This window comes from Pseudomonas sp. MWU16-30322 (genome assembly GCF_020515535.1).
Lineage (GTDB): Bacteria > Pseudomonadota > Gammaproteobacteria > Pseudomonadales > Pseudomonadaceae > Aquipseudomonas > Aquipseudomonas fluorescens_H.
On the sequence record NZ_JAIWYL010000002.1, the window covers coordinates 580624 to 598824 of the forward strand.

Consider the following 18201-nt stretch of genomic DNA (forward strand, 5'->3'; position numbering starts at 1 on the left):
GCCAGCCCATACGACGCAAAACCCACCTGTAACGAACGCATAAACCCACTCTTTACGCTTTCTTTATGCCCAGCCAACCCCCTCGGTCTCGCGCCTTTACAGCCTCCTTTCCGACAATGCCCCGACAAGCGGCAATACGCCGTAACACGGAGATCTTCCATGAGCGTTCTGGACGGGGTGTCCCTGCTGTTGGCAGCCGGGCTGTTCATTTATCTGTTGGTTGCGCTATTGCGCGCGGATCGGGGCTAGGAGCGGCTATGCACAGTTATGACTATTGGCTGATCCTCGCGTTTTTTGCGGTGGTGTTGTTACCGGCGCCGTTCCTCGGGCGCTTTTACTACAAGGTGATGGAAGGTCAGCGCACCTGGCTGACGCCGATTCTGGGCCCGGTCGAACGTGGCTGTTATCGCATTTCCGGGGTTGATCCGCAGGCTGAACAGAGCTGGCAGAAGTACACGCTGGCCTTGCTGGCGTTCAACCTCGCCGGTTTCCTGCTGCTGTTTGCGATCCTGCTGTTCCAGGATCACCTGCCGCTGAACCCGCAAAACCTGCCGGGCCAGGAATGGACTCAGGCGTTCAACACGGCGGTCAGTTTCATGACCAACACCAACTGGCAGTCCTACAGCGGTGAAGCGACCCTCAGCTACCTGAGCCAGATGGTCGGCCTCACTGTGCAGAACTTCGTCAGCGCCGCTACCGGCCTCGCCGTGCTGGTTGCACTGTGCCGTGGCATCGGTCGCAAGTCGGCGAAGACCCTGGGCAACTTCTGGGTCGACATGACCCGCGCCACCCTCTACGGCCTGCTGCCGCTGTGCCTGCTGCTGGCGCTGTACCTGGTGTGGCAGGGCGTACCGCAGACCTTCGCGCAATATGTGAACGCGGTGACCATGCAGGGCGTTGATCAAGTGATCCCGCTCGGCCCGGCGGCCAGTCAGATTGCGATCAAGCAATTGGGCACCAACGGCGGTGGCTTCTTCGGTGTCAACTCGGCGCACCCGTTCGAGAACCCGACCGCGTGGAGCAACCTGTTCGAAGTCACTTCGATCATTCTGATCCCGGTGGCCCTGGTGTTCACCTTCGGTCACTACGTCAAGGATCTGCGTCAGAGCCGCGCGATCATCGCCTGCATGCTCGCACTGTTCCTGATCGGCGGCGCGACTTCGCTGTGGGCCGAATATCAGCCTAACCCTGCGCTGAACAACGTTGCCGTCGAGCAGACTGCACCGCTGGAAGGCAAGGAAGCACGCTTCGGCACCACCGCCACCGTGCTGTGGTCGGTGACCACCACCGCGGCGTCGAACGGGTCGGTCAACGGCATGCACGACAGCCTCAATCCGCTCAGCGGCATGGTCGCGCTGGTCAACATGATGGTCGGCGAAGTGATCTTCGGCGGCGTCGGTGCCGGGCTCTACGGCATGTTGCTCAACGTGCTCATCGCGGTGTTCCTCGCCGGCCTGATGATTGGCCGCACCCCGGAATACCTCGGCAAGAAACTGCAGGCGCGGGAAGTGCAATTGCTGGTCGTCACCCTGCTGGTGATGCCGGTCGGCGTACTGGTGCTCGGTGCGATTGCCGCCACTCTGCCTGGCCCGGCGGCGACCATCAGTAACCCCGGCCCGCACGGTTTCAGCCAGTTGCTCTATGCCTACACCTCGGCCAGCGCGAACAACGGTTCGGCCTTCGGTGGCCTGAGCGCCAACACGCCGTTCCACAACCTGATGCTCGGTCTGGGCATGTTGATCGGTCGCTTCGGTTACATCCTTCCGGTACTGGCTTTGGCCGGCAGCCTGGCGATGAAGAAAACCGCACCGATCGGCCAGAACAGCTTCCCGACCCATGGCCCGCTGTTCGTGACTCTGTTGACCGTGACCATTTTGCTGGTGGGCGGCCTGACGTTCTTGCCGACGCTGGCGCTGGGTCCGATTGCTGAACACCTGAGCATGGGTTTCTAAGGAATAGATCATGAATATGCCTGCAATCAAACCCGCTGCCGTCAAGGCACCGGAACAAGCGAAAACCGCGATCTCGGCCCTGTGGCGTCCGGCGCTGCTGCAAGCCTTCGTCAAGCTCGACCCGCGCCAGCTGGTGCGTTCGCCGGTGATGCTGGTGGTCGAACTGACGGCGATCTTCACCACCGTGCTGTGCTTCATCCCGGACAACGTCGTGCCGACGTTCGTCGCCGCGCAGATTGCCCTGTGGCTGTGGTTCACCGTGCTGTTCGCCAACTTCGCCGAAGCCTTGGCCGAAGGTCGCGGCAAGGCCCGCGCCGACAGCCTCAAGGCTGGCAGCGAAGGCCTCAGCGCACGACGCAAGATGGCCAATGGCAGCTTCCAGGTGGTGCCCGCCGCCAACCTGCGCAAAGGCGATGTGGTGCGCGTCGAAGCGGGGGAGATGATCCCCGGTGATGGCGAAGTCATCGAAGGCATCGCCGCGGTCAACGAAGCGGCGATCACCGGTGAATCGGCGCCGGTGATTCGCGAGTCCGGCGGCGACCGCTCGGCGGTCACCGGCAACACGCGCCTGGTGTCCGATTGGCTGCTGGTGAAGATCACCGCCAACCCCGGTGAATCGACCCTCGACCGTATGATCGCGCTGGTCGAAGGCGCCAAACGCCAGAAGACCCCCAACGAAATCGCGCTGGATATCCTGCTGATCGGCCTGACCCTGATCTTCCTGCTGGTGGTCGTGACCCTGCAACCGTTCGCCCACTTCGCCAACGGCAGCCTGCCGCTGGTGTTCCTGGTGGCGCTGTTGGTCACGCTGATTCCGACCACCATCGGTGGCCTGTTGTCGGCTATCGGTATCGCCGGGATGGATCGACTGGTACGGCTGAACGTGATTGCCAAATCCGGGCGTGCAGTGGAAGCGGCCGGTGACGTGCACGTGCTGCTGCTGGACAAGACCGGCACCATCACCTTCGGTAACCGCCGTTGCAGCGCGGTGTATGCCGCGCCGGGCGTGAGTGGTCGCGAGTTGGCCGAAGGCGCGTTGTTCGCCTCGCTGGCGGACGAAACCGCCGAAGGCAAATCCATCGTCGAGTACCTGCGCGGTCTTCACCCGCAAACCGAGCCGGCGCTGGATAGCCTGACAGCGGTGCCGTTCAGCGCGGAAACCCGCTTGTCCGGTATCGACTATCAGGGCCGCGTGTACCGCAAGGGCGCAGTCGATTCGCTGCTGGCGTTCCTCGGTCAACAACGCTCCGATCTGGCCCCGGCGCTGTCGCGGGAAATCGACAAGATCGCGCAGAGCGGCGGTACGCCGTTGCTGGTTTGCGCCGACGGCAAACTGCTCGGTGCGATCCACCTCAAGGACGTGGTCAAGCCAGGCATTCGTGAGCGTTTCGCCGAGCTGCGCAAACTGGGGATTCGTACGGTGATGGTCACCGGTGACAACCCGTTGACCGCGGCGGCCATTGCGGCAGAAGCGGGCGTCGATGACGTACTTGCCGAAGCCACCCCGGAGAAGAAACTCGCACGCATTCGTCATGAGCAGAACGACGGTCGTCTGGTGGCGATGTGTGGCGACGGCGCCAACGATGCTCCGGCGCTGGCCCAGGCTGACGTCGGCATGGCGATGAACGACGGCACGCAAGCCGCACGCGAAGCCGCAAACATGGTCGACCTCGACAGCGACCCGACCAAGCTGCTGGACGTGGTACAGATCGGCAAGGAATTGCTGGTGACCCGTGGCGCGCTGACGACTTTCTCCATCGCCAACGACGTCGCCAAGTACTTCGCGATTCTGCCGGCGCTGTTCGCCGCGATCTACCCGCAACTGGGGGTGCTGAACATCATGCACCTGACCAGTCCGCAGAGCGCGATCCTTTCGGCCATCGTCTTCAACGCCCTGATCATCGTGGTGCTGATTCCACTGGCATTGCGCGGAGTGCGCGTACAGGCAGCAAGTGCCGCGGCACTGCTGCGGCGCAATCTGCTGATCTACGGACTGGGCGGGATTCTGGTGCCGTTCGTGGGGATCAAGGCGATCGACATGCTGCTGACGGCGCTGCATCTGGTGTAACGACTGACTGGCCGGGCGCCGCTTTTTGTGGCGAGGGAGCTTGCTCCCGCTGGGCTGCGAAGCAGGCCCGACCCGGCCACCACGGATCGTCAGACACACCGCATTGAATGGTTTACGACTGCTGCGCAGCCGAGCGGGAGCGAGCTCCCTCGCCACAGGTGGCGCAGCGTTGCCAATTTGGAAGAGGATTTTGCAATGTCCACAATGATACGTCCGGCCCTGAGCCTGCTGGTGCTGATGACCCTGATCACCGGCGTGGCTTATCCACTGGTGGTGACCGGCGTTGCGCAGGTCGCTTTCCCTGAACAGGCCAACGGCAGCCTGGTGCACGATGCCGATGGCAAGGTGCGCGGCTCGTCCCTGATCGCTCAGGATTTCGTCGGTGATGCGTGGTTCCATCCACGTCCTTCGGCCGGCGCGTTTGCAACCGTGTCGAGCAGCGCCAGCAACCTGGCGCCGAGCAATCCGGCACTCGCCACACGGGTGATCGACGACGCCAACAAGTTGCAGGTGCCCGGCCAGGGGCCGGTGCCACTGGCGCTGCTGACCACCTCCGGCAGCGGCCTCGATCCGCACTTGCCACCGGCGGCAATTGCCTATCAACTGGCGCGTGTCGCGCAAGCGCGCAACCTGCCGGTGTCGACCCTGCAGCAACTGCTCGATGCGCACATCGAACAGCCGCTGGTGGGGCCACCGGTGGTGAATGTGCTGGAGCTGAACATGGCGCTGGAAAAACTCTGAATCGGCGGCGCGACAAATCGCCAGCAGGCTAGCTCCCACAGAAGAATGCATTCCAGACTGTGGGAGCGAGCTTGCTCGCGAAGAGGCCATAACTGGCAACACATCAACATCTGACTGAAGAGATCAAGCATGAGCGACGCCGGCCGCGCCGACGCACTGTTAGCAGAACTGCCCCGCGACGGCCGTGGCCGACTCAAGGTTTTCCTTGGCGCCGCCCCCGGTGTCGGCAAGACCTACGCCATGCTCCAGGCCGCGCATACGCAATTGCGTCAGGGCGTGAAAATCATTGCCGGCGTCGTCGAAACCCATGGCCGAGCGGAAACCGAAGCGCTGCTCGGCGGTTTGCCGCAGCAGCCGCTGGTGCGCTCGGAATACCGTGGCGTGATGCTCGAAGAAATGGACCTCGACGGCTTGCTCGCGGCCAAACCGAAACTGGTGCTGGTGGACGAGCTGGCGCACACCAACGCCCCCGGCAGTCGCCACGCCAAGCGCTGGCAGGATATTCAGGAACTGCTCGCCGCCGGCATCGACGTGTACACCACGGTCAACGTCCAGCACCTGGAAAGTCTCAACGATCAGGTGCGCGGCATCACCGGCGTGCAGGTGCGCGAAACCCTGCCGGACTGGGTGCTGCAGGAAGCCTACGAACTGCTGCTGATCGACTTGCCACCGCGTGAATTGCTGGAGCGTCTGCGCGAAGGCAAGGTCTATGTGCCGGAACAGGCGCGGGCGGCGATCGATGCGTTTTTCACCCAGACCAACCTCACCGCGCTGCGTGAACTGGCGATGCAAACGGCGGCCGCGCAGGTCGATAACGATCTCGCTCAAGGCTATCGCCAACTCGGTCAGGCGGCGCCGGCGGTGCGCGGGCGTTTGCTGGTCGGCGTCGATGGCGATGCGCATGCCGAACGCCTCGTGCGCCACGCCAGCCGGGTGGCCCAGCGTCGGCATTTGCCGTGGAGTCTGGTGCACGTCGACAACGGCACGGTGCGCGACGAGCAATCGCGGCTGCGCCTGCAAAATGCCCAGCAACTGGCCGAACGCCTCGGAGGCGAAGTGGTGTTGTTGCGCGCCGGCGAAGTGGCGAAAACCCTGATCCAGCATGCCGCCGAACGCCGGGCAAGTCTGGTGCTGGTCGGCCAGTCGCGGCCGAGTCTGCGCCGTCGCCTGTTCGGCGGTGGTCTGGCGGCGCGTTTGCTGCGTCAGGCCCACGGCCTGGAAATCAACGTGCTCGACAATGATCGCGAGCAGCCTGCGCCGCGCCTTCGCGTCACGCCGACGCTGGTGTGGTTCGATTACGCGCTGGCACTGGTCGCCACGGTATTGGCCAGTGCGCTGGCGTGGGCGGTGTCGAGTATTTTGCCGCTGCCGAACATCTCGCTGGTGTTCCTCGCAGCGGTGTTGCTGGTGGCGGTGCGCAGCAGCCTGGGGCCGGCGCTGGCGTGCGCGGCGCTGTCGTTTCTGACCTACGATTTCCTGTTCATTCCGCCGAATTTTTCCTTTGCCATCCAGCGCGAAGAAGACGTTCTGACCTTGCTGTTCTTCCTGCTGATGGCGGCGCTCACCGGTAATCTCGCGGCGCGCCAGCGGCGCCAGTTGCAGGCCCTGCGCGACACGCAGGAGGAAACCAGCGAATTGCTCGACCTGTCACGCAAACTGACTGCCGCGACGGATCGTCAGGCGGTGATCAGCGCTGCGGCGCAGCACCTCAATGGCTGGAGCGATTTGCAGTTGTGCCTGCTCAATCGGGACGGGCAGGGCGGCTGGAAAGTCGAGACCGGCGGGCCGCTGGAGTTCACCGAGGCGGAACGGGCTGCGGCCGATTGGGCCTGGCAGCACGATCAACCGGCCGGCATGGGCACCGGCACGCTGCCGTTCGGTCGCTGGTGGTGGTGGCCGCTGTCGGTGGAGGACGGGCCGCTGGCGCTGCTCGGGGTCTGCGCCAAAGAGGGCCAGACCTTGAGCGGCCAGCGCCGACGCCTGCTCACCGCGTTGAGTCAGCCACTGGCTCAGGCATTGTCCCGGGCGCAACTGGCCGATGATCTGGAAGCCGCGCGCCTGCACGGCGAAACCGAACAACTGCGCAGTGCGCTGCTGGCTTCGGTGTCCCACGATCTGCGTACACCGCTGACGTCCATGCGCGGCAGTATCGACAGCCTGTTGGCCCTCGGCGAAGCCATTCCGCTGGAGGATCGCCGCGAGTTGCTCGAAGGCACCCGCGATGAAGCCGAACGCCTCGATCGCTATATCCAGAATCTGCTCGACATGACCCGCCTCGGCCACGGTGCGTTGAAGCTGGCGCGGGACTGGGTGTCGCCGGCAGACATCGTCGGCAGTTCGCTCAATCGCCTGCGTGCGGTGCTGGCGCCGCTGCAGGTCAGCACTGACGTGCCCGCCGAGTTGCCGCTGTTGTTCGTGCACGCGGCGCTGATCGAACAGGCGCTGGTCAATGTGCTAGAAAACGCTGCGCGGTTCTCGCCGGCCCATGGGCGTTTGCAACTGCGTGCCGGCGCCAGTGACGAAGAGATTTTCTTCTCGGTCAGCGACGAAGGCCCGGGGATTCCCGAGGACGAGCGGGCGAAGATTTTCGACATGTTCTACACCGCCGCGCGGGGTGATCGCGGAGGGCAGGGCACGGGGCTGGGGCTGGCGATCTGTCAGGGCATGGTCGGCGCGCATGGCGGGCGGATCAGCGTGGCCGACGGCATCGACGGCCGCGGCACTTGCATCACCCTGCACCTGCCGTTGCAGACGCAACCGGGGATGGACAATGAAGCCTGATCGCGACTGCGCTACTCTCTTGCCAATCTTTTGTGTCGATGTGAATTCATGAGCCAGACCGCGACCATTTTGGTCATTGATGACGAACCACAGATCCGTAAATTTCTGCGCATCAGCCTCGCCTCACAAGGCTACAAAGTGCTGGAGGCCGGCACCGGCGCCGAGGGCCTGGCCCAGGCGGCGTTGAACAAACCCGACCTGCTGGTGCTCGACCTCGGCTTGCCGGACATGGACGGCCAGCAGGTGCTGCGCGAGTTTCGCGAGTGGGCCACCGCGCCCGTGCTGGTGCTCTCGGTGCGCGCCAGTGAGGGGCAGAAAGTCCAGGCGCTGGATGGCGGCGCCAACGATTACGTGACCAAGCCGTTCGGCATTCAGGAGTTTCTCGCCCGGGTTCGTGCGTTGTTGCGTCAGGCGCCGGCCGGCGAGGCCCAGCAAGCGGCGCTGACGTTCGGCCCGCTGACCGTGGATCTGGCTTATCGGCGGGTGCTGCTCGACGGTGTCGAAGTGGCGCTGACCCGCAAGGAATACGCGGTGCTGGCGCAACTGGCGCGGCATCCGGGCCGGGTGATCACCCAGCAGCAATTGCTCAAGGATATCTGGGGCCCGACGCATACCGAGGACAGTCATTACCTGCGGATTGTGGTCGGGCATTTACGTCAGAAGCTGGCGGATGATCCGACCCGGCCGCGGTTTATTGTGACGGAGGCGGGGGTTGGGTATCGGCTGTTGAGTGAGAACAGTCTGTAGGTTTTGTGTGGTCTGGTCTGGCCCCTTCGCGAGCAAGCCCGCTCCCACAGGGGTTCTCCGGTGTGATTGAATTTGTGTTTCACACCCGACCACTGTGGGAGCGGGCTTGCCCGCGAAGAGGCCCTGACAGGCAACCGAGAACTTCAAGGCTCTCTGCTCTGCTCACTTTCATACCGATCCAGCGTATCCCGCGCAATCTCCCGTCCCAGTGCGATCAACTCCGGCGCCTTGTAGAACTCGAAAAACCGGCACACGCGCTTCGGCACGTTGATCAGGATGTCCGGCGGATAGCCGGCGATCTTGTATTGCGCCAGCGAGGTCTGCATCACCTCGAAACTCTGGTTGATCAGGTCCAGCAGTGATGCCGGTCCGACGTTGTCGATGATGAACGAGCCGGTGGCGGATTTCGGCGCGCCTTCGCGTTCGGGAGCCGCTGCCGGTTGCTGGCTCTCCGGTTCGCTGCCTTCCAGCCACGGGTTGATCTCGCCCGCTTCGGCGCGCAACGCTTCCTGCTCCAGCAACAGCAACTGCTCGGCCTGTTTGCGGCGGAACGGCATTTTCGAACCCAGTGAACTGAGCAAGCTGTCGAAGCGCGAACGAAAGGCTGGCGGGCGCTGGATCACCGGCAATTTGTAGTGGCGCTGGTTGGTCGCGTTGAGGTTGACCGCGATGATCAGATCACAGTGGCTGGAGACCACCGGCACGATCGGCAACGGGTTGAGAATGCCGCCATCCACCAGCATCCGGTTACCCTGCATCACCGGGGTGAACAGGCTGGGAATCGCCGCCGAGGCGCGCATCGCCTGATGCAGGCAGCCTTCCTGGAACCAGATTTCCTGCTGGTTGGTGAGGTCGGCGGCGACGGCGGTGTAGGGAATGCGCAGGTCTTCGATATTGATCTCGCCGACGATCTTGCGGATCTGCCCGAAGACTTTCTCACCGCGAATCGCCCCAAGGCGAAAGCTCACGTCCACCAGACGCAGCACATCCAGATAATCGAGCGTTTCGATCCAGGTGCGGTACTCGTCGAGTTTGCCCGCCGCATAGATCCCGCCGACCACTGCGCCCATCGAACAACCGGCAATGCAGGCAATGTCGTAACCGCGTCTTTCGATCTCCTCAATAACCCCGATATGGGCGTAGCCCCGGGCGCCTCCGGAGCCCAGCACCAGTGCGACACGCTTTTTCATCAAACTTCCTCCCCCGACAAGGCACCACAATGCACCCATCCATGGGCGGGCGACAATCGCCAGAGTCGTTCGGGGCGGCAGCAGAGTCGTTTTCCGATACTGTGTGACCCGTCGGGGTTATCTTTTCGTCACCGCAGATTCACTGGGCGCCAAGGCACTTTTTTCGCGCCGTAACGTCTTACCTGCACGACTGTTGACCTATTTGAGGAGTTAGTGATGAAAGCCTGGATCTGTGTGCCGTTGATCGCGCTGGCATTGGCCGGTTGCGCTGGCAAGACTGCTTATCGCGACAGCTGCGGCAGTCAGCTCGATGCGGCGTGGCATGAACTGGATCTGGCCAAGGCCGAAGGTTTCGCCGGCACGGTCAGTTACTCCAAGGCGCTGTCGTTGCTGACGGCGGCCAAGACCCAACAGCAATTCGAAGGTTTCGAGGGCTGCAGCAACAAAGCCGAGAAGGCGCGTTTCTATATTCGCGAATCCCGCGCCGGGCGCTAAGCTGCCGACTTGACGCAAGGAAGCGGCTGGCCGACCACGGCAGACTCATCCTTCAAACCATGTGAATCAGGAGCAAGCGATGTCTGCGTTGGTTGACCGGTTGGTGGCTCATGTCCTGAGTCTGGAAGTGCGTTTGCTGGCCTGTCAGGCGCGTATGACCGCGCGTACCGACCCCGAGGCACTGCATGACTTGCGCACCACGGTGCGCCGCTTGCGCAGCCTGTTGCGGCCCTTGCGTGGCTTGCCGGGTGTAGAACAACTGGAGGGCGCCGCGTCGGCGGTCGGTCAGTTGACCACGCCGTGGCGCGATCGCGAGGTGTTGGCCGCCTACCTGCTCCAGCACGATCAACCGCAGGCCGCGCAACGGCGCATGGCACAGATGGCGGAAGCGTATCCGACGCTGGCGGCGAGTGCCGAGGTGGCTTCGCTGCTGATCATCCTCGACGCGTTCCCGCGATTCCTGCGCGCCTCCGAGCGCCAGGGATTGCTCAAGGGCCTGGCCAAACGCATCGAAAAACGCCTGCACAAACAATGGAAAAAACTCGACCAGGCCCTGCACGATCCTGCCCACGATCGGCATCGCCTGCGCTTGCTGATCAAGCGCGTGCGCTATGGCATCGAAGCCTATCCGGAACTGGATCGCCTGCCTGAAGCGGCGCTGGCACGGCTGAAGTCGGCGCAGGGCGCGCTGGGCGACTGGCACGATTGCTGGCAGTGGCTGGCGCGGGCCAAGCTGGAAAGTGATCTGCAACCGTGCGTCGCGACCTGGCAGGCGGGCCTGATCAAGGCTGAAGCCAAGGCGGATCGGGTGCTCGACAAACTCAGCACTGCCTGCTTCAAATCCTGAATTCTCCATTGACCCTTTGTGGGAGCGGGCTTGCTCGCGAAAGCGCTGTATCAGTAGACACATCGGTGACTGACACAGCGCTTTCGCGAGCAAGCCCGCTCCCACATTCGAATATCTTCCTGACCTTAAGGCCTTTCTGTCAGTCCATTTGACCGGAATAGACGCTGCGGCGCTCTCTCATGCTGGTTAACATCGCAGCATTCAATTTTCGCTTGCTGAGGTTGTCATGCGCTTTTCCGATCTGCTCGATGCGGTCCGTCGCGATCCAGAACTGACCATTCCCGCCGAGTGGGGCCAGGGTCGGGCCAGTTTTGGTGGCCTGGTCGCGGCGCTGCAATACGAAGCCATGCGCGCGAAAGTGCCGGCCGAGCGCCCGGTGCGTTCGCTGGCGATCACCTTTGTTGGCCCGGTCGAGCCGGAAGTACCGGTGAGTTTCGAAGTCGATGTGTTGCGCGAAGGCAAAGCAGTCAGCCAGGTGTTGGGGCGGGCCATGCAGAACGGTCAGGTGGTAACGATCGTGCAAGGCAGTTTCGGCGCTTCGCGGTCCTCGGAGGTGGCGGTTGAGGCCTATCCCGCTGCTGAAATGAAACACTGGGATGAATGCCAGGAGTTGCCCTATATCAAAGGCGTGACCCCGGAGTTCATGCGGCATCTGTCGATGCGCTGGAGTGTCGGCGGCATGCCGTTCACCGGCAATAAATCGCGGCAGATGGGCGGGTGGGTGCGTTTGCGTGGCGATGTGAAGGAAGAGCCGGTCAATGAGGCGCATCTGTTGGCACTGGTGGATGCGTGGCCACCGGCATTGTTGCCGTATCTGAAGAAGCCGGCACCGGGCAGCACGCTGACCTGGACCATTGAATTCGTGCAGCCGCTACGCGACCTGAGCACCCTGGACTGGTGCAAATACCTCGCAGACATCGAATACGCCGCCGACGGTTACGGCCATGTCGCCGCCAAGCTGTGGAGTGCGGACGGGGAGTTGATCGCCATGAGTCGTCAGACTGTAACGATTTTTGCCTGAATCAATGCCGACGGTGCCGCTCCCGCCAGGCGCGCCACCAGCCACCGCTGAGCAAGAACCGCGGAAAGGTCAGGAACTGCTCGACCAGCAAGCGTGACACTGCATCCTGGCGGTCGCTGAACGGCTCGGAGGCTTGCGCCTCCAGCCTGTGGCCGTGGCGCTGCAAAGCCAGCGCCGCGACAATACCAATCACGCCGATGGCGACACTGGCCAGACTCAGGCTGAACACGCCAGAGACGATCAACAGAAACGCGACGATGAACAACGGCACGGCAATCAGGTGCAACACCAGATTGGTCGGGTGCTGGTGATTGTTCGGGTACGCGCGCCATTGCCACGCGGGAAGGTTGGGGTGACGTTTGCCCATGTTTGCTACTCCTCGATCCATGTTGAACACATGGTTGGAGAATAGGCCGGGGCGGGTGGGGCGGCGAATCAAGGTTGGCTATGGCGGTGATAGGCGCAATGGCTGGATTCGATGGTGTTGCAATTGACGCCATCGCGAGCAGGCTCACTCCTACAAAGGATCTGCTGCGCACACAAATCCCCTGTAGGAGTGAGCCTGCTCGCGATGAGTCCCTTAAAGTTTGAGTTGACCTATGGCCTTGCTCAATTCCCCAGCCAACGTCGCCAACTCATTACTGGTGGTCGCCGAATCCACGGTCTGCTGCACGGTATTCTCGGTCACATCACGAATGCTCACCACCGCCCGATTCATCTCTTCCGCGACCTGACTCTGCTGTTCCGCCGCCACCGCAATCTGCGTGTTGCTCTCGCGCATCTGCGCCACGGCGCCAGTGATTTCCGCCAGCGCCTCGCCAGCCTCCTGCGCCTGCTGCACGCAGTCGTCGGCCTTGTACGAACTCTCCTGCATGAAGTCCACCGCATCGCGCGTGCCGGCCTGCAATGCCGAGACCATGGTGGTGATTTCATCGGTGGAGGTCTGCACACGCTTGGCGAGGTTGCGCACCTCATCGGCGACCACCGCAAAGCCACGGCCCATCTCGCCGGCGCGGGCCGCTTCGATGGCGGCGTTCAGCGCCAGCAGATTGGTCTGCTCGGCGATGCTGTGAATCACGCTGACCACACCGTTGATTTTCTGGCTGTCCTCGGCCAGACGCTGAATCATCTCGGCGGTTTGCTGCACGCCGCTGGAGAGTCCGGCAATCGACTGCTGCACACGGCTGACCACTTGCTGACCGCTGCCGGCCAGACCGTCGGCGGTCTGCGACAGGTCGCGAGTGGCACCGGCGTGCTGCGCGATGTGATAAACCGTGGCGGTCATCTCGTTGATCGCGGTGGCGGCCTGATCGGTCTCGCTCTGTTGACCGAGCATGCCGTGGCGCACGTCGTTCATGCTCGCCGCCAGACGTGCGGCACCGACGTCCAGTTGCCGCGCGGTGTTGGCGACGGTGGTGACCACGCGCTGATAACCGGCCTGCATCGCATTGAACGCATTGGCCATCTGCCCGACTTCGTCCTTGCAGGCCAGCGGCACGCGGGCCGAGAGGTCACCGCTTTTCTCGACGTGCAGCATCACGTCTTTCAGCGTGTTGAGCTGACTGAGCAGGAAACGGATCAGCAGCTGTGAGGCGCAAAGCATGGCGAACATCAGGATGAACACCGCCACTGCGTAGTTGGCAAAACGCTCGCTGAACACTTGCGCCAGGCTTGGACCATAGGCAATGACCGCGACTTGCTGGCCGTCGGCGCGACTGAACACTTCGGCACCCATCAGCGGGTTGTTGCCGAACAGCGGCAAGTGATTGATCTCGTTCCAGCCGTTGCTTTCGCTGATCTCCAGCACAGGTTGGTCGTTGAGGCGCGGCGCTTCACCGCGTTTGAACGTCAGCACCTGGTCAGCCTTGGGCAACGCCTGCCCGGCCGGCCAGGCCTTGAGCAATTGCGCCTGAGCCTGAGCAGACGCTTGTGAGGCTTGGCTGCGGGCCTGCTGCTCGAGTTGCACGGCGTACAGCACCAGCAGCAGGGTGGTGACGAAAGCGACCGCATTGACCGCCCAGAATTTGTATTTCAGCGAGATATTGCTAAGCCAGGCACCCATGGAGGTCTTCTCTGATAGCGGAAACAGTTTTGGCAAGGTGCCAGTATTGTGCCGCTATGCAGATCTGAAGATCTTGATACAGGTCAACAGGTTCTACGCTGAGCCCCTGTGGGAGCGGGCTTGCTCGCGAAGGCGGTGTGTCAGTCATTGTTAATTAACTGAACCACCGCATTCGCGAGCAGGCTCGCTCCCACAATGGGATTTGAGGTGTATCAGGGCAGGGTGGGCAGGTTGAAGAATGTGCGGGCACACGCTGTGGTATGTGCTGCCAGATCATCCTCGGCTTCGCCGCGATGCAGCGCCACTTCGCGCAGCACTTCGGTCAGATACGCTGGTTCATTGCGGCCGTTCTTCGGCTTGGGGCGCAAGGTGCGGGGCAGCAGGTACGGCGCGTCGCTTTCGAGCATCAGCCGTCCGCGCTTGATCTCCTTGACCAGCGGATGCAGGTGCGTGCCCCGGCGCTCGTCGCAGATCCAGCCGGTGATGCCGATGTGCAGGTCCAGATCCAGGTAACTGAACAAGGCTTTTTGCTCGCCGGTAAAGCAGTGCACCACGGCGGCGGGCAATTGATCGCGGAAGTCCCTGAGGATTTCCAGCAGACGCTGACTGGCGTCACGCTCGTGCAGGAACACCGGTAACTGCAGTTCTGCGGCCAGCGCCAGATGTTCTTCGAGGACTTTTTCCTGCTGCGGACGCGGCGAGAAATCCCGGTTGAAATCCAGCCCGCATTCGCCCACGGCGACCACGTTTGCTTCTTGCAGCAGACTGCGCAAACGGCGCGCGCTGTCAGCGTTCCAGTCACTGGCCGAATGCGGGTGAATGCCGGCGGTAGCGAACAGGCGCTGGCCGCTTTGATCCAGTTGCTGGCACAGCTCCAGCGCCTGTTCGCTGCCCTCGACGCTGGTGCCGGTCAGCACCAGTTGGCAGACCCCGGCAGCGTAGGCGCGGTCGAGCACGGCCTGATGTTTTTCGGCGAAACTTGGGTTGGTCAGGTTGACGCCGATATCGATGAGTTGCATGGTTGCTACCTCGGGCCGAAGGCCGGAAAGCATACCAGAGCTGTAGATTCATAAGAAAAGCCAAGAACTACAACGAGTTATAGCTGTCTTTTGATGCCGCGAGACTGCTCGGGTTGGCGCAAATGCCATCCTCGTGCCAGTCTCTTGCACTTTGTCAGCGCTCCAGGCGCTCTGTTTTCGTCGGCGATTTCAACCGTTCAGCGGTTAGAAAACGCCCCCGTATTCTTTCCGGAGAGTGGATGCATCGTCCCTCGGTTTTGCTCCTGTTGTGTGCGTCGCTGCTGCTGCCGATAACGGCGGTTGCGCGCTTGCCCGGGCCTCTGCAAGCCGTGCCGGCCGCCAAGGTCCGCGACTTGTCGGAGATACGCAGCAGTCGCGTGTTGCGCGTGCTGGTCAACCAGAGTCGCAACAGCTCCGGTGAAGTCCAGGGCCAGGCCATCGGTGTCGAATACCATCGCCTGCGCGCCTTCGAGCAATACCTCAATGGCCACGCCCGCGACGGCCAGGAAGTCACCCTCAAGATCATTCCCAAAGCCAAGGATCAACTGCTCGGCGCGTTGCAGCGCGGCGAAGGTGATCTGGTCGCGCCCGGCGAGCTGCTCGATCTGCAACCCGGCCACGCGGTGGCCAGCAGCGAGCCGATCGCCAGCAACGTGCCGCTGGTGCTGGTCGGTATCAAGGGCGAGCGTCGCTACACCAAGGTCGAGCAGCTTTCCGGCAAGACCCTGGCCTTGCCGACCGGCAGTGCGGCGGGGGAGGCGGTCAGCCAGCTCAATCAGAAACTGGCGCTGCGCAAACTGGCACCGATCAAGATCGAATGGGTCGATCCGACCCTGGCGGTCGAGGACGTGCTGGAGATGGTGCAGGGCGGGATTTTTCATCTGACCATCGTCGAGCAACCGATCGCCGAACGCTGGGGCAAGATCCTGCCCAAGCTGCGTTTCGATCGGCAATTGATGATCAGCGAGCCGGGTGAGGAATACTGGTTTGTGCGCCGTGATGCCTCGATGCTGCGGGCAAGCATTGATCGCTTCCTGGTCGGCTACAAGAAACCGGCGAACGAGGACGCCGAGTTTCTGCGGATCTATCGGCGCCTTTACCAAGTGCACTATCCGTTGGCCAAGGCTGATCGTCAGCGTCTGGAAAAACTGCGCCCGACCCTGCAAAAACACGCCGACGCGCAAAGCATGGACTGGCTGAATCTGGCGGCGCTGGCCTTCAAGGAATCGGCCCTGCAACCCAGCGCCCGCAGCGGCAGTGGGCCGACCGGGCTGATGCAGATCACCCCGTCCGCCGCGCAGCGGGTCGGGGTGAACAACATCCAGAATCTTGATGCGAATGTGCAGGCCGGGGCCAAGTACCTGGCGATGATTCGCCGCAAGTTTTTCAACAGTCCGAAACTCAATGAGCGCGAGTGCATGGCGTTCACCCTGGCGGCCTACAACATCGGCCCGGAGCGGGTGCAGGGCATGCGCGCCGAGGCACGGCGGCGCGGGCTGAATCCGAACCAGTGGTTCTTTCAGGTCGAGCGCATCGCCATGGAGCAGGTGGGTATGGGGCCGGTCAGCTATGTTAATAGCGTGAACAAGTATTACCTGGCGTTCGACCGGGAGCGGGAGTCGTTGGAGCCCCGGGGACAAAAAGTAGCCTCACGCAAATAATCAAATAAATCGATTGGTATGGTGGAATATTTCCGCTTTTAACATGAAATTAACTGATTAATATGGCGGCCAACCAACACACACTTCTCCAAAAGGAATGACCCACATGAGCTCTCTGATCAACAAGGTACTGTTCACCCGCGCCGGTTACGGCCTGACCATTCTGCGTATCGCTGTTGGCGTGATCTTCGCTGCCCACGGTTCGCAAAAGCTGTTTGGTCTGTTTGGTGGCTACGGTCTGGCGGGGACTGCGCAGTACATGGACAGCCTCGGTCTGCACCCGGGTTACCTGATGGCCACACTGGCCGGCGGTACCGAGTTCTTTACCGGTCTGGCGCTGATCATCGGCCTGCTGGTGCGTCCGGCAGCCTTGGGTCTGACCTTCCTGTCGCTGGTGGCGATCTTCACCGTTCACATCAGCAACGGTCTGTTCATGGCCAACAACGGTTACGAATTTGCTCTGGCACTGCTGGGTGGCAGTCTTGCGGTGATGATCGAAGGCGCCGGCAAGCTGTCGGTGGATCGCGCCATCGCCGGTTGAGCGCTCTGGCTCAAGCAAAAGGCCCGCATTGTGCGGGCCTTTTTTGTTGCGGCCGATTCTTGACACTCATCGGTCACGTTATCTAGGATGTTGCTCATGCGCCGATTTAAACAGCTACTTGCGGGGCGCCAGGTGACTTCTACAGTTGCCGTCAGAAGCCGGAACAGGGCTTCGAAATACCGCTAAAGCGCTGGTTCGGTGTTGCCTCTCACCTGCCATGCAGACTTTTGAGGCAGAGACACGACACGATGAATGCACTACGCCCTCCAGCACGTCCCGCGCCGATCACGGCTCATATCACCCAGCGCAACCCGAAAATCCTGCTTGGCGGCAAACACCAGCCGACGCTGTTGCGTTATCTCGATGGCTGGCCACGTCGCAGCGGCGGTCCTGCCGCGTTCCTGATCCAGTTCGTTGAAGACGGCGAGTCGCTGGCGCGGTTTGCCAGTGACAGTTTTGATCTGGCAGTGATTCAGGCACCGAGCGCTGAAGACGCTCCGGAAATGATCAAGCAACTGACCCGCGTTGCGCGGCAGGGTTTGATCACCCGCCGCTGAAACGCTCAGGGATAGTCGATCGCCACGATATAGACAAATTGCTCACCGGTTGGCGTCTGCACCCGGACTTCGGCGTCCAGCGCCTTGCCGATCAAGGCGCGTGCCAGCGGTGAGTCGATGCTGATCAGACCGAGTTTCAGATCCAGCTCATCCGGGCCGACGATACGGTAGCGCGACTGCTTGCCGTCTTCGTCCTCGATGGTCACCCAGGCGCCGAAGTAGACCTTGTTCGGATCGCTGGGTTTTTCGCTGACGACCTTCAATGCTTCGAGACGCTTGGTAAGAAAACGCACGCGGCTGTCGATCTCGCGCAGCATTTTCTTGCCATAGGTGTACTCGGCGTTTTCCGAACGATCACCCTGCGCCGCTGCCTCGCTGACTGACTGCGTCACCTGCGGGCGGCGCACATGCCACAGCTCATGGAATTCGGCGCGCATCCGCGCTTCACCTTCTGGGGTGATCAGCGCGGTGCCGGCGGTGCGGGGAGGGCGATAACGGCTCATGGCAGCTTCTTGTGGT

General features: G+C 62.2%; 17 protein-coding genes. 12 read left to right on the plus strand and 5 right to left on the minus strand.

The window, feature by feature from the left end:
* The first annotated feature begins 159 nt into the window (after window positions 1-159).
* The 6 genes from kdpF to LCH64_RS05670 all read left to right on the plus strand — a co-directional run bounded on the left by kdpF (window position 160) and on the right by LCH64_RS05670 (window position 8289).
* The gene (kdpF, locus tag LCH64_RS05645) at window positions 160-249 is read left to right on the plus strand and encodes a K(+)-transporting ATPase subunit F (protein WP_003226853.1); all 90 of its coding nucleotides are present in this window, start codon (window positions 160-162) and stop codon (window positions 247-249) included.
* Between the two features lie 8 nt (window positions 250-257).
* Entirely contained in the window at window positions 258-1952 is a 1695-nt protein-coding gene (gene kdpA, locus LCH64_RS05650) for a potassium-transporting ATPase subunit KdpA (protein ID WP_003226852.1), read from the plus strand.
* Between the two features lie 10 nt (window positions 1953-1962).
* Window positions 1963-4020: a potassium-transporting ATPase subunit KdpB gene (kdpB, locus tag LCH64_RS05655; protein ID WP_103484360.1), complete on the plus strand. Its 2058-nt coding sequence runs from the start codon at window positions 1963-1965 to the stop codon at window positions 4018-4020.
* A gap of 195 nt (window positions 4021-4215) precedes the next feature.
* On the plus strand, window positions 4216-4761 hold the full coding sequence (gene kdpC / locus LCH64_RS05660; protein ID WP_003226848.1) for a potassium-transporting ATPase subunit KdpC: 546 nt from the start codon (window positions 4216-4218) through the stop codon (window positions 4759-4761).
* A gap of 129 nt (window positions 4762-4890) precedes the next feature.
* Window positions 4891-7542 carry a sensor histidine kinase KdpD gene (locus tag LCH64_RS05665; RefSeq protein ID WP_226499707.1) on the plus strand — a complete coding sequence of 884 codons (2652 nt, stop codon included), beginning with the start codon at window positions 4891-4893 and terminating at the stop codon, window positions 7540-7542.
* 48 nt (window positions 7543-7590) lie between these two features.
* Window positions 7591-8289 carry a response regulator gene (locus LCH64_RS05670; protein WP_003226844.1) on the plus strand — a complete coding sequence of 233 codons (699 nt, stop codon included), beginning with the start codon at window positions 7591-7593 and terminating at the stop codon, window positions 8287-8289.
* Window positions 8290-8432: 143 nt separating this feature from the next.
* Here LCH64_RS05670 and LCH64_RS05675 read toward each other — a convergent pair whose 3' ends face one another.
* Window positions 8433-9479 (minus strand): patatin-like phospholipase family protein, encoded by a 1047-nt coding sequence (locus LCH64_RS05675; protein ID WP_003226842.1) that lies wholly within the window; start codon window positions 9477-9479, stop codon window positions 8433-8435.
* 216 nt (window positions 9480-9695) lie between these two features.
* Here LCH64_RS05675 and LCH64_RS05680 point away from each other — a divergent pair, with 216 nt between their 5' ends.
* The 3 genes from LCH64_RS05680 to LCH64_RS05690 all read left to right on the plus strand — a co-directional run bounded on the left by LCH64_RS05680 (window position 9696) and on the right by LCH64_RS05690 (window position 11842).
* Complete coding sequence (locus LCH64_RS05680) at window positions 9696-9974, plus strand: hypothetical protein (protein WP_007963692.1); 279 nt, start codon at window positions 9696-9698, stop codon at window positions 9972-9974.
* Between the two features lie 79 nt (window positions 9975-10053).
* Entirely contained in the window at window positions 10054-10821 is a 768-nt protein-coding gene (locus LCH64_RS05685; protein ID WP_226499708.1) for a CHAD domain-containing protein, read from the plus strand.
* A 226-nt stretch (window positions 10822-11047) separates the two neighbouring features.
* Window positions 11048-11842 carry an acyl-CoA thioesterase domain-containing protein gene (locus LCH64_RS05690; protein WP_226499709.1) on the plus strand — a complete coding sequence of 265 codons (795 nt, stop codon included), beginning with the start codon at window positions 11048-11050 and terminating at the stop codon, window positions 11840-11842.
* 1 nt (window position 11843) lies between these two features.
* Here LCH64_RS05690 and LCH64_RS05695 read toward each other — a convergent pair whose 3' ends face one another.
* From LCH64_RS05695 to LCH64_RS05705, 3 genes are all read right to left on the minus strand, one after another.
* Window positions 11844-12209: an Mpo1-like protein gene (locus tag LCH64_RS05695; protein ID WP_226499710.1), complete on the minus strand. Its 366-nt coding sequence runs from the start codon at window positions 12207-12209 to the stop codon at window positions 11844-11846.
* Window positions 12210-12422: 213 nt separating this feature from the next.
* The gene (locus LCH64_RS05700) at window positions 12423-13904 is read right to left on the minus strand and encodes a methyl-accepting chemotaxis protein (RefSeq protein WP_226499711.1); all 1482 of its coding nucleotides are present in this window, start codon (window positions 13902-13904) and stop codon (window positions 12423-12425) included.
* 212 nt (window positions 13905-14116) lie between these two features.
* Window positions 14117-14923 (minus strand): TatD family hydrolase, encoded by an 807-nt coding sequence (locus LCH64_RS05705; protein WP_226499712.1) that lies wholly within the window; start codon window positions 14921-14923, stop codon window positions 14117-14119.
* Window positions 14924-15162: 239 nt separating this feature from the next.
* Between LCH64_RS05705 and LCH64_RS05710 the strand changes: the two genes are divergently transcribed.
* From LCH64_RS05710 to LCH64_RS05720, 3 genes are all read left to right on the plus strand, one after another.
* Window positions 15163-16584 (plus strand): transglycosylase SLT domain-containing protein, encoded by a 1422-nt coding sequence (locus LCH64_RS05710; RefSeq protein ID WP_226499713.1) that lies wholly within the window; start codon window positions 15163-15165, stop codon window positions 16582-16584.
* Window positions 16585-16690: 106 nt separating this feature from the next.
* On the plus strand, window positions 16691-17125 hold the full coding sequence (locus tag LCH64_RS05715) for a DoxX family protein (protein ID WP_226499714.1): 435 nt from the start codon (window positions 16691-16693) through the stop codon (window positions 17123-17125).
* Between the two features lie 248 nt (window positions 17126-17373).
* Window positions 17374-17682, plus strand: a complete 309-nt coding sequence (locus tag LCH64_RS05720; RefSeq protein ID WP_003226820.1) for a hypothetical protein — start codon at window positions 17374-17376, stop codon at window positions 17680-17682.
* Between the two features lie 5 nt (window positions 17683-17687).
* Here LCH64_RS05720 and greB read toward each other — a convergent pair whose 3' ends face one another.
* Window positions 17688-18185, minus strand: coding sequence for a transcription elongation factor GreB (greB, locus tag LCH64_RS05725; RefSeq protein WP_003226818.1), 498 nt, complete (start codon window positions 18183-18185; stop codon window positions 17688-17690).
* Between the last annotated feature and the right edge of the window lie 16 nt (window positions 18186-18201).

Bases quoted from the DNA above. Each gene is read 5' to 3' on its own strand.
- LCH64_RS05690 (WP_226499709.1), top strand. From the start codon at position 11,048: ATGCGCTTTTCCGATCTGCTCGATGCGGTCCGTCGCGATCCAGAACTG.
- LCH64_RS05710 (WP_226499713.1), top strand. From the start codon at position 15,163: ATGCATCGTCCCTCGGTTTTGCTCCTGTTGTGTGCGTCGCTGCTGCTG.
- LCH64_RS05665 (WP_226499707.1), top strand. From the start codon at position 4,891: ATGAGCGACGCCGGCCGCGCCGACGCACTGTTAGCAGAACTGCCCCGC.
- LCH64_RS05675 (WP_003226842.1), bottom strand. From the start codon at position 9,479: ATGAAAAAGCGTGTCGCACTGGTGCTGGGCTCCGGAGGCGCCCGGGGC.
- LCH64_RS05670 (WP_003226844.1), top strand. From the start codon at position 7,591: ATGAGCCAGACCGCGACCATTTTGGTCATTGATGACGAACCACAGATC.
- LCH64_RS05705 (WP_226499712.1), bottom strand. From the start codon at position 14,923: ATGCAACTCATCGATATCGGCGTCAACCTGACCAACCCAAGTTTCGCC.
- kdpB (WP_103484360.1), top strand. From the start codon at position 1,963: ATGAATATGCCTGCAATCAAACCCGCTGCCGTCAAGGCACCGGAACAA.
- LCH64_RS05680 (WP_007963692.1), top strand. From the start codon at position 9,696: ATGAAAGCCTGGATCTGTGTGCCGTTGATCGCGCTGGCATTGGCCGGT.
- kdpC (WP_003226848.1), top strand. From the start codon at position 4,216: ATGTCCACAATGATACGTCCGGCCCTGAGCCTGCTGGTGCTGATGACC.
- LCH64_RS05700 (WP_226499711.1), bottom strand. From the start codon at position 13,904: ATGGGTGCCTGGCTTAGCAATATCTCGCTGAAATACAAATTCTGGGCG.
- LCH64_RS05715 (WP_226499714.1), top strand. From the start codon at position 16,691: ATGAGCTCTCTGATCAACAAGGTACTGTTCACCCGCGCCGGTTACGGC.
- greB (WP_003226818.1), bottom strand. From the start codon at position 18,185: ATGAGCCGTTATCGCCCTCCCCGCACCGCCGGCACCGCGCTGATCACC.
- LCH64_RS05720 (WP_003226820.1), top strand. From the start codon at position 17,374: ATGAATGCACTACGCCCTCCAGCACGTCCCGCGCCGATCACGGCTCAT.
- kdpF (WP_003226853.1), top strand. From the start codon at position 160: ATGAGCGTTCTGGACGGGGTGTCCCTGCTGTTGGCAGCCGGGCTGTTC.
- kdpA (WP_003226852.1), top strand. From the start codon at position 258: ATGCACAGTTATGACTATTGGCTGATCCTCGCGTTTTTTGCGGTGGTG.
- LCH64_RS05685 (WP_226499708.1), top strand. From the start codon at position 10,054: ATGTCTGCGTTGGTTGACCGGTTGGTGGCTCATGTCCTGAGTCTGGAA.
- LCH64_RS05695 (WP_226499710.1), bottom strand. From the start codon at position 12,209: ATGGGCAAACGTCACCCCAACCTTCCCGCGTGGCAATGGCGCGCGTAC.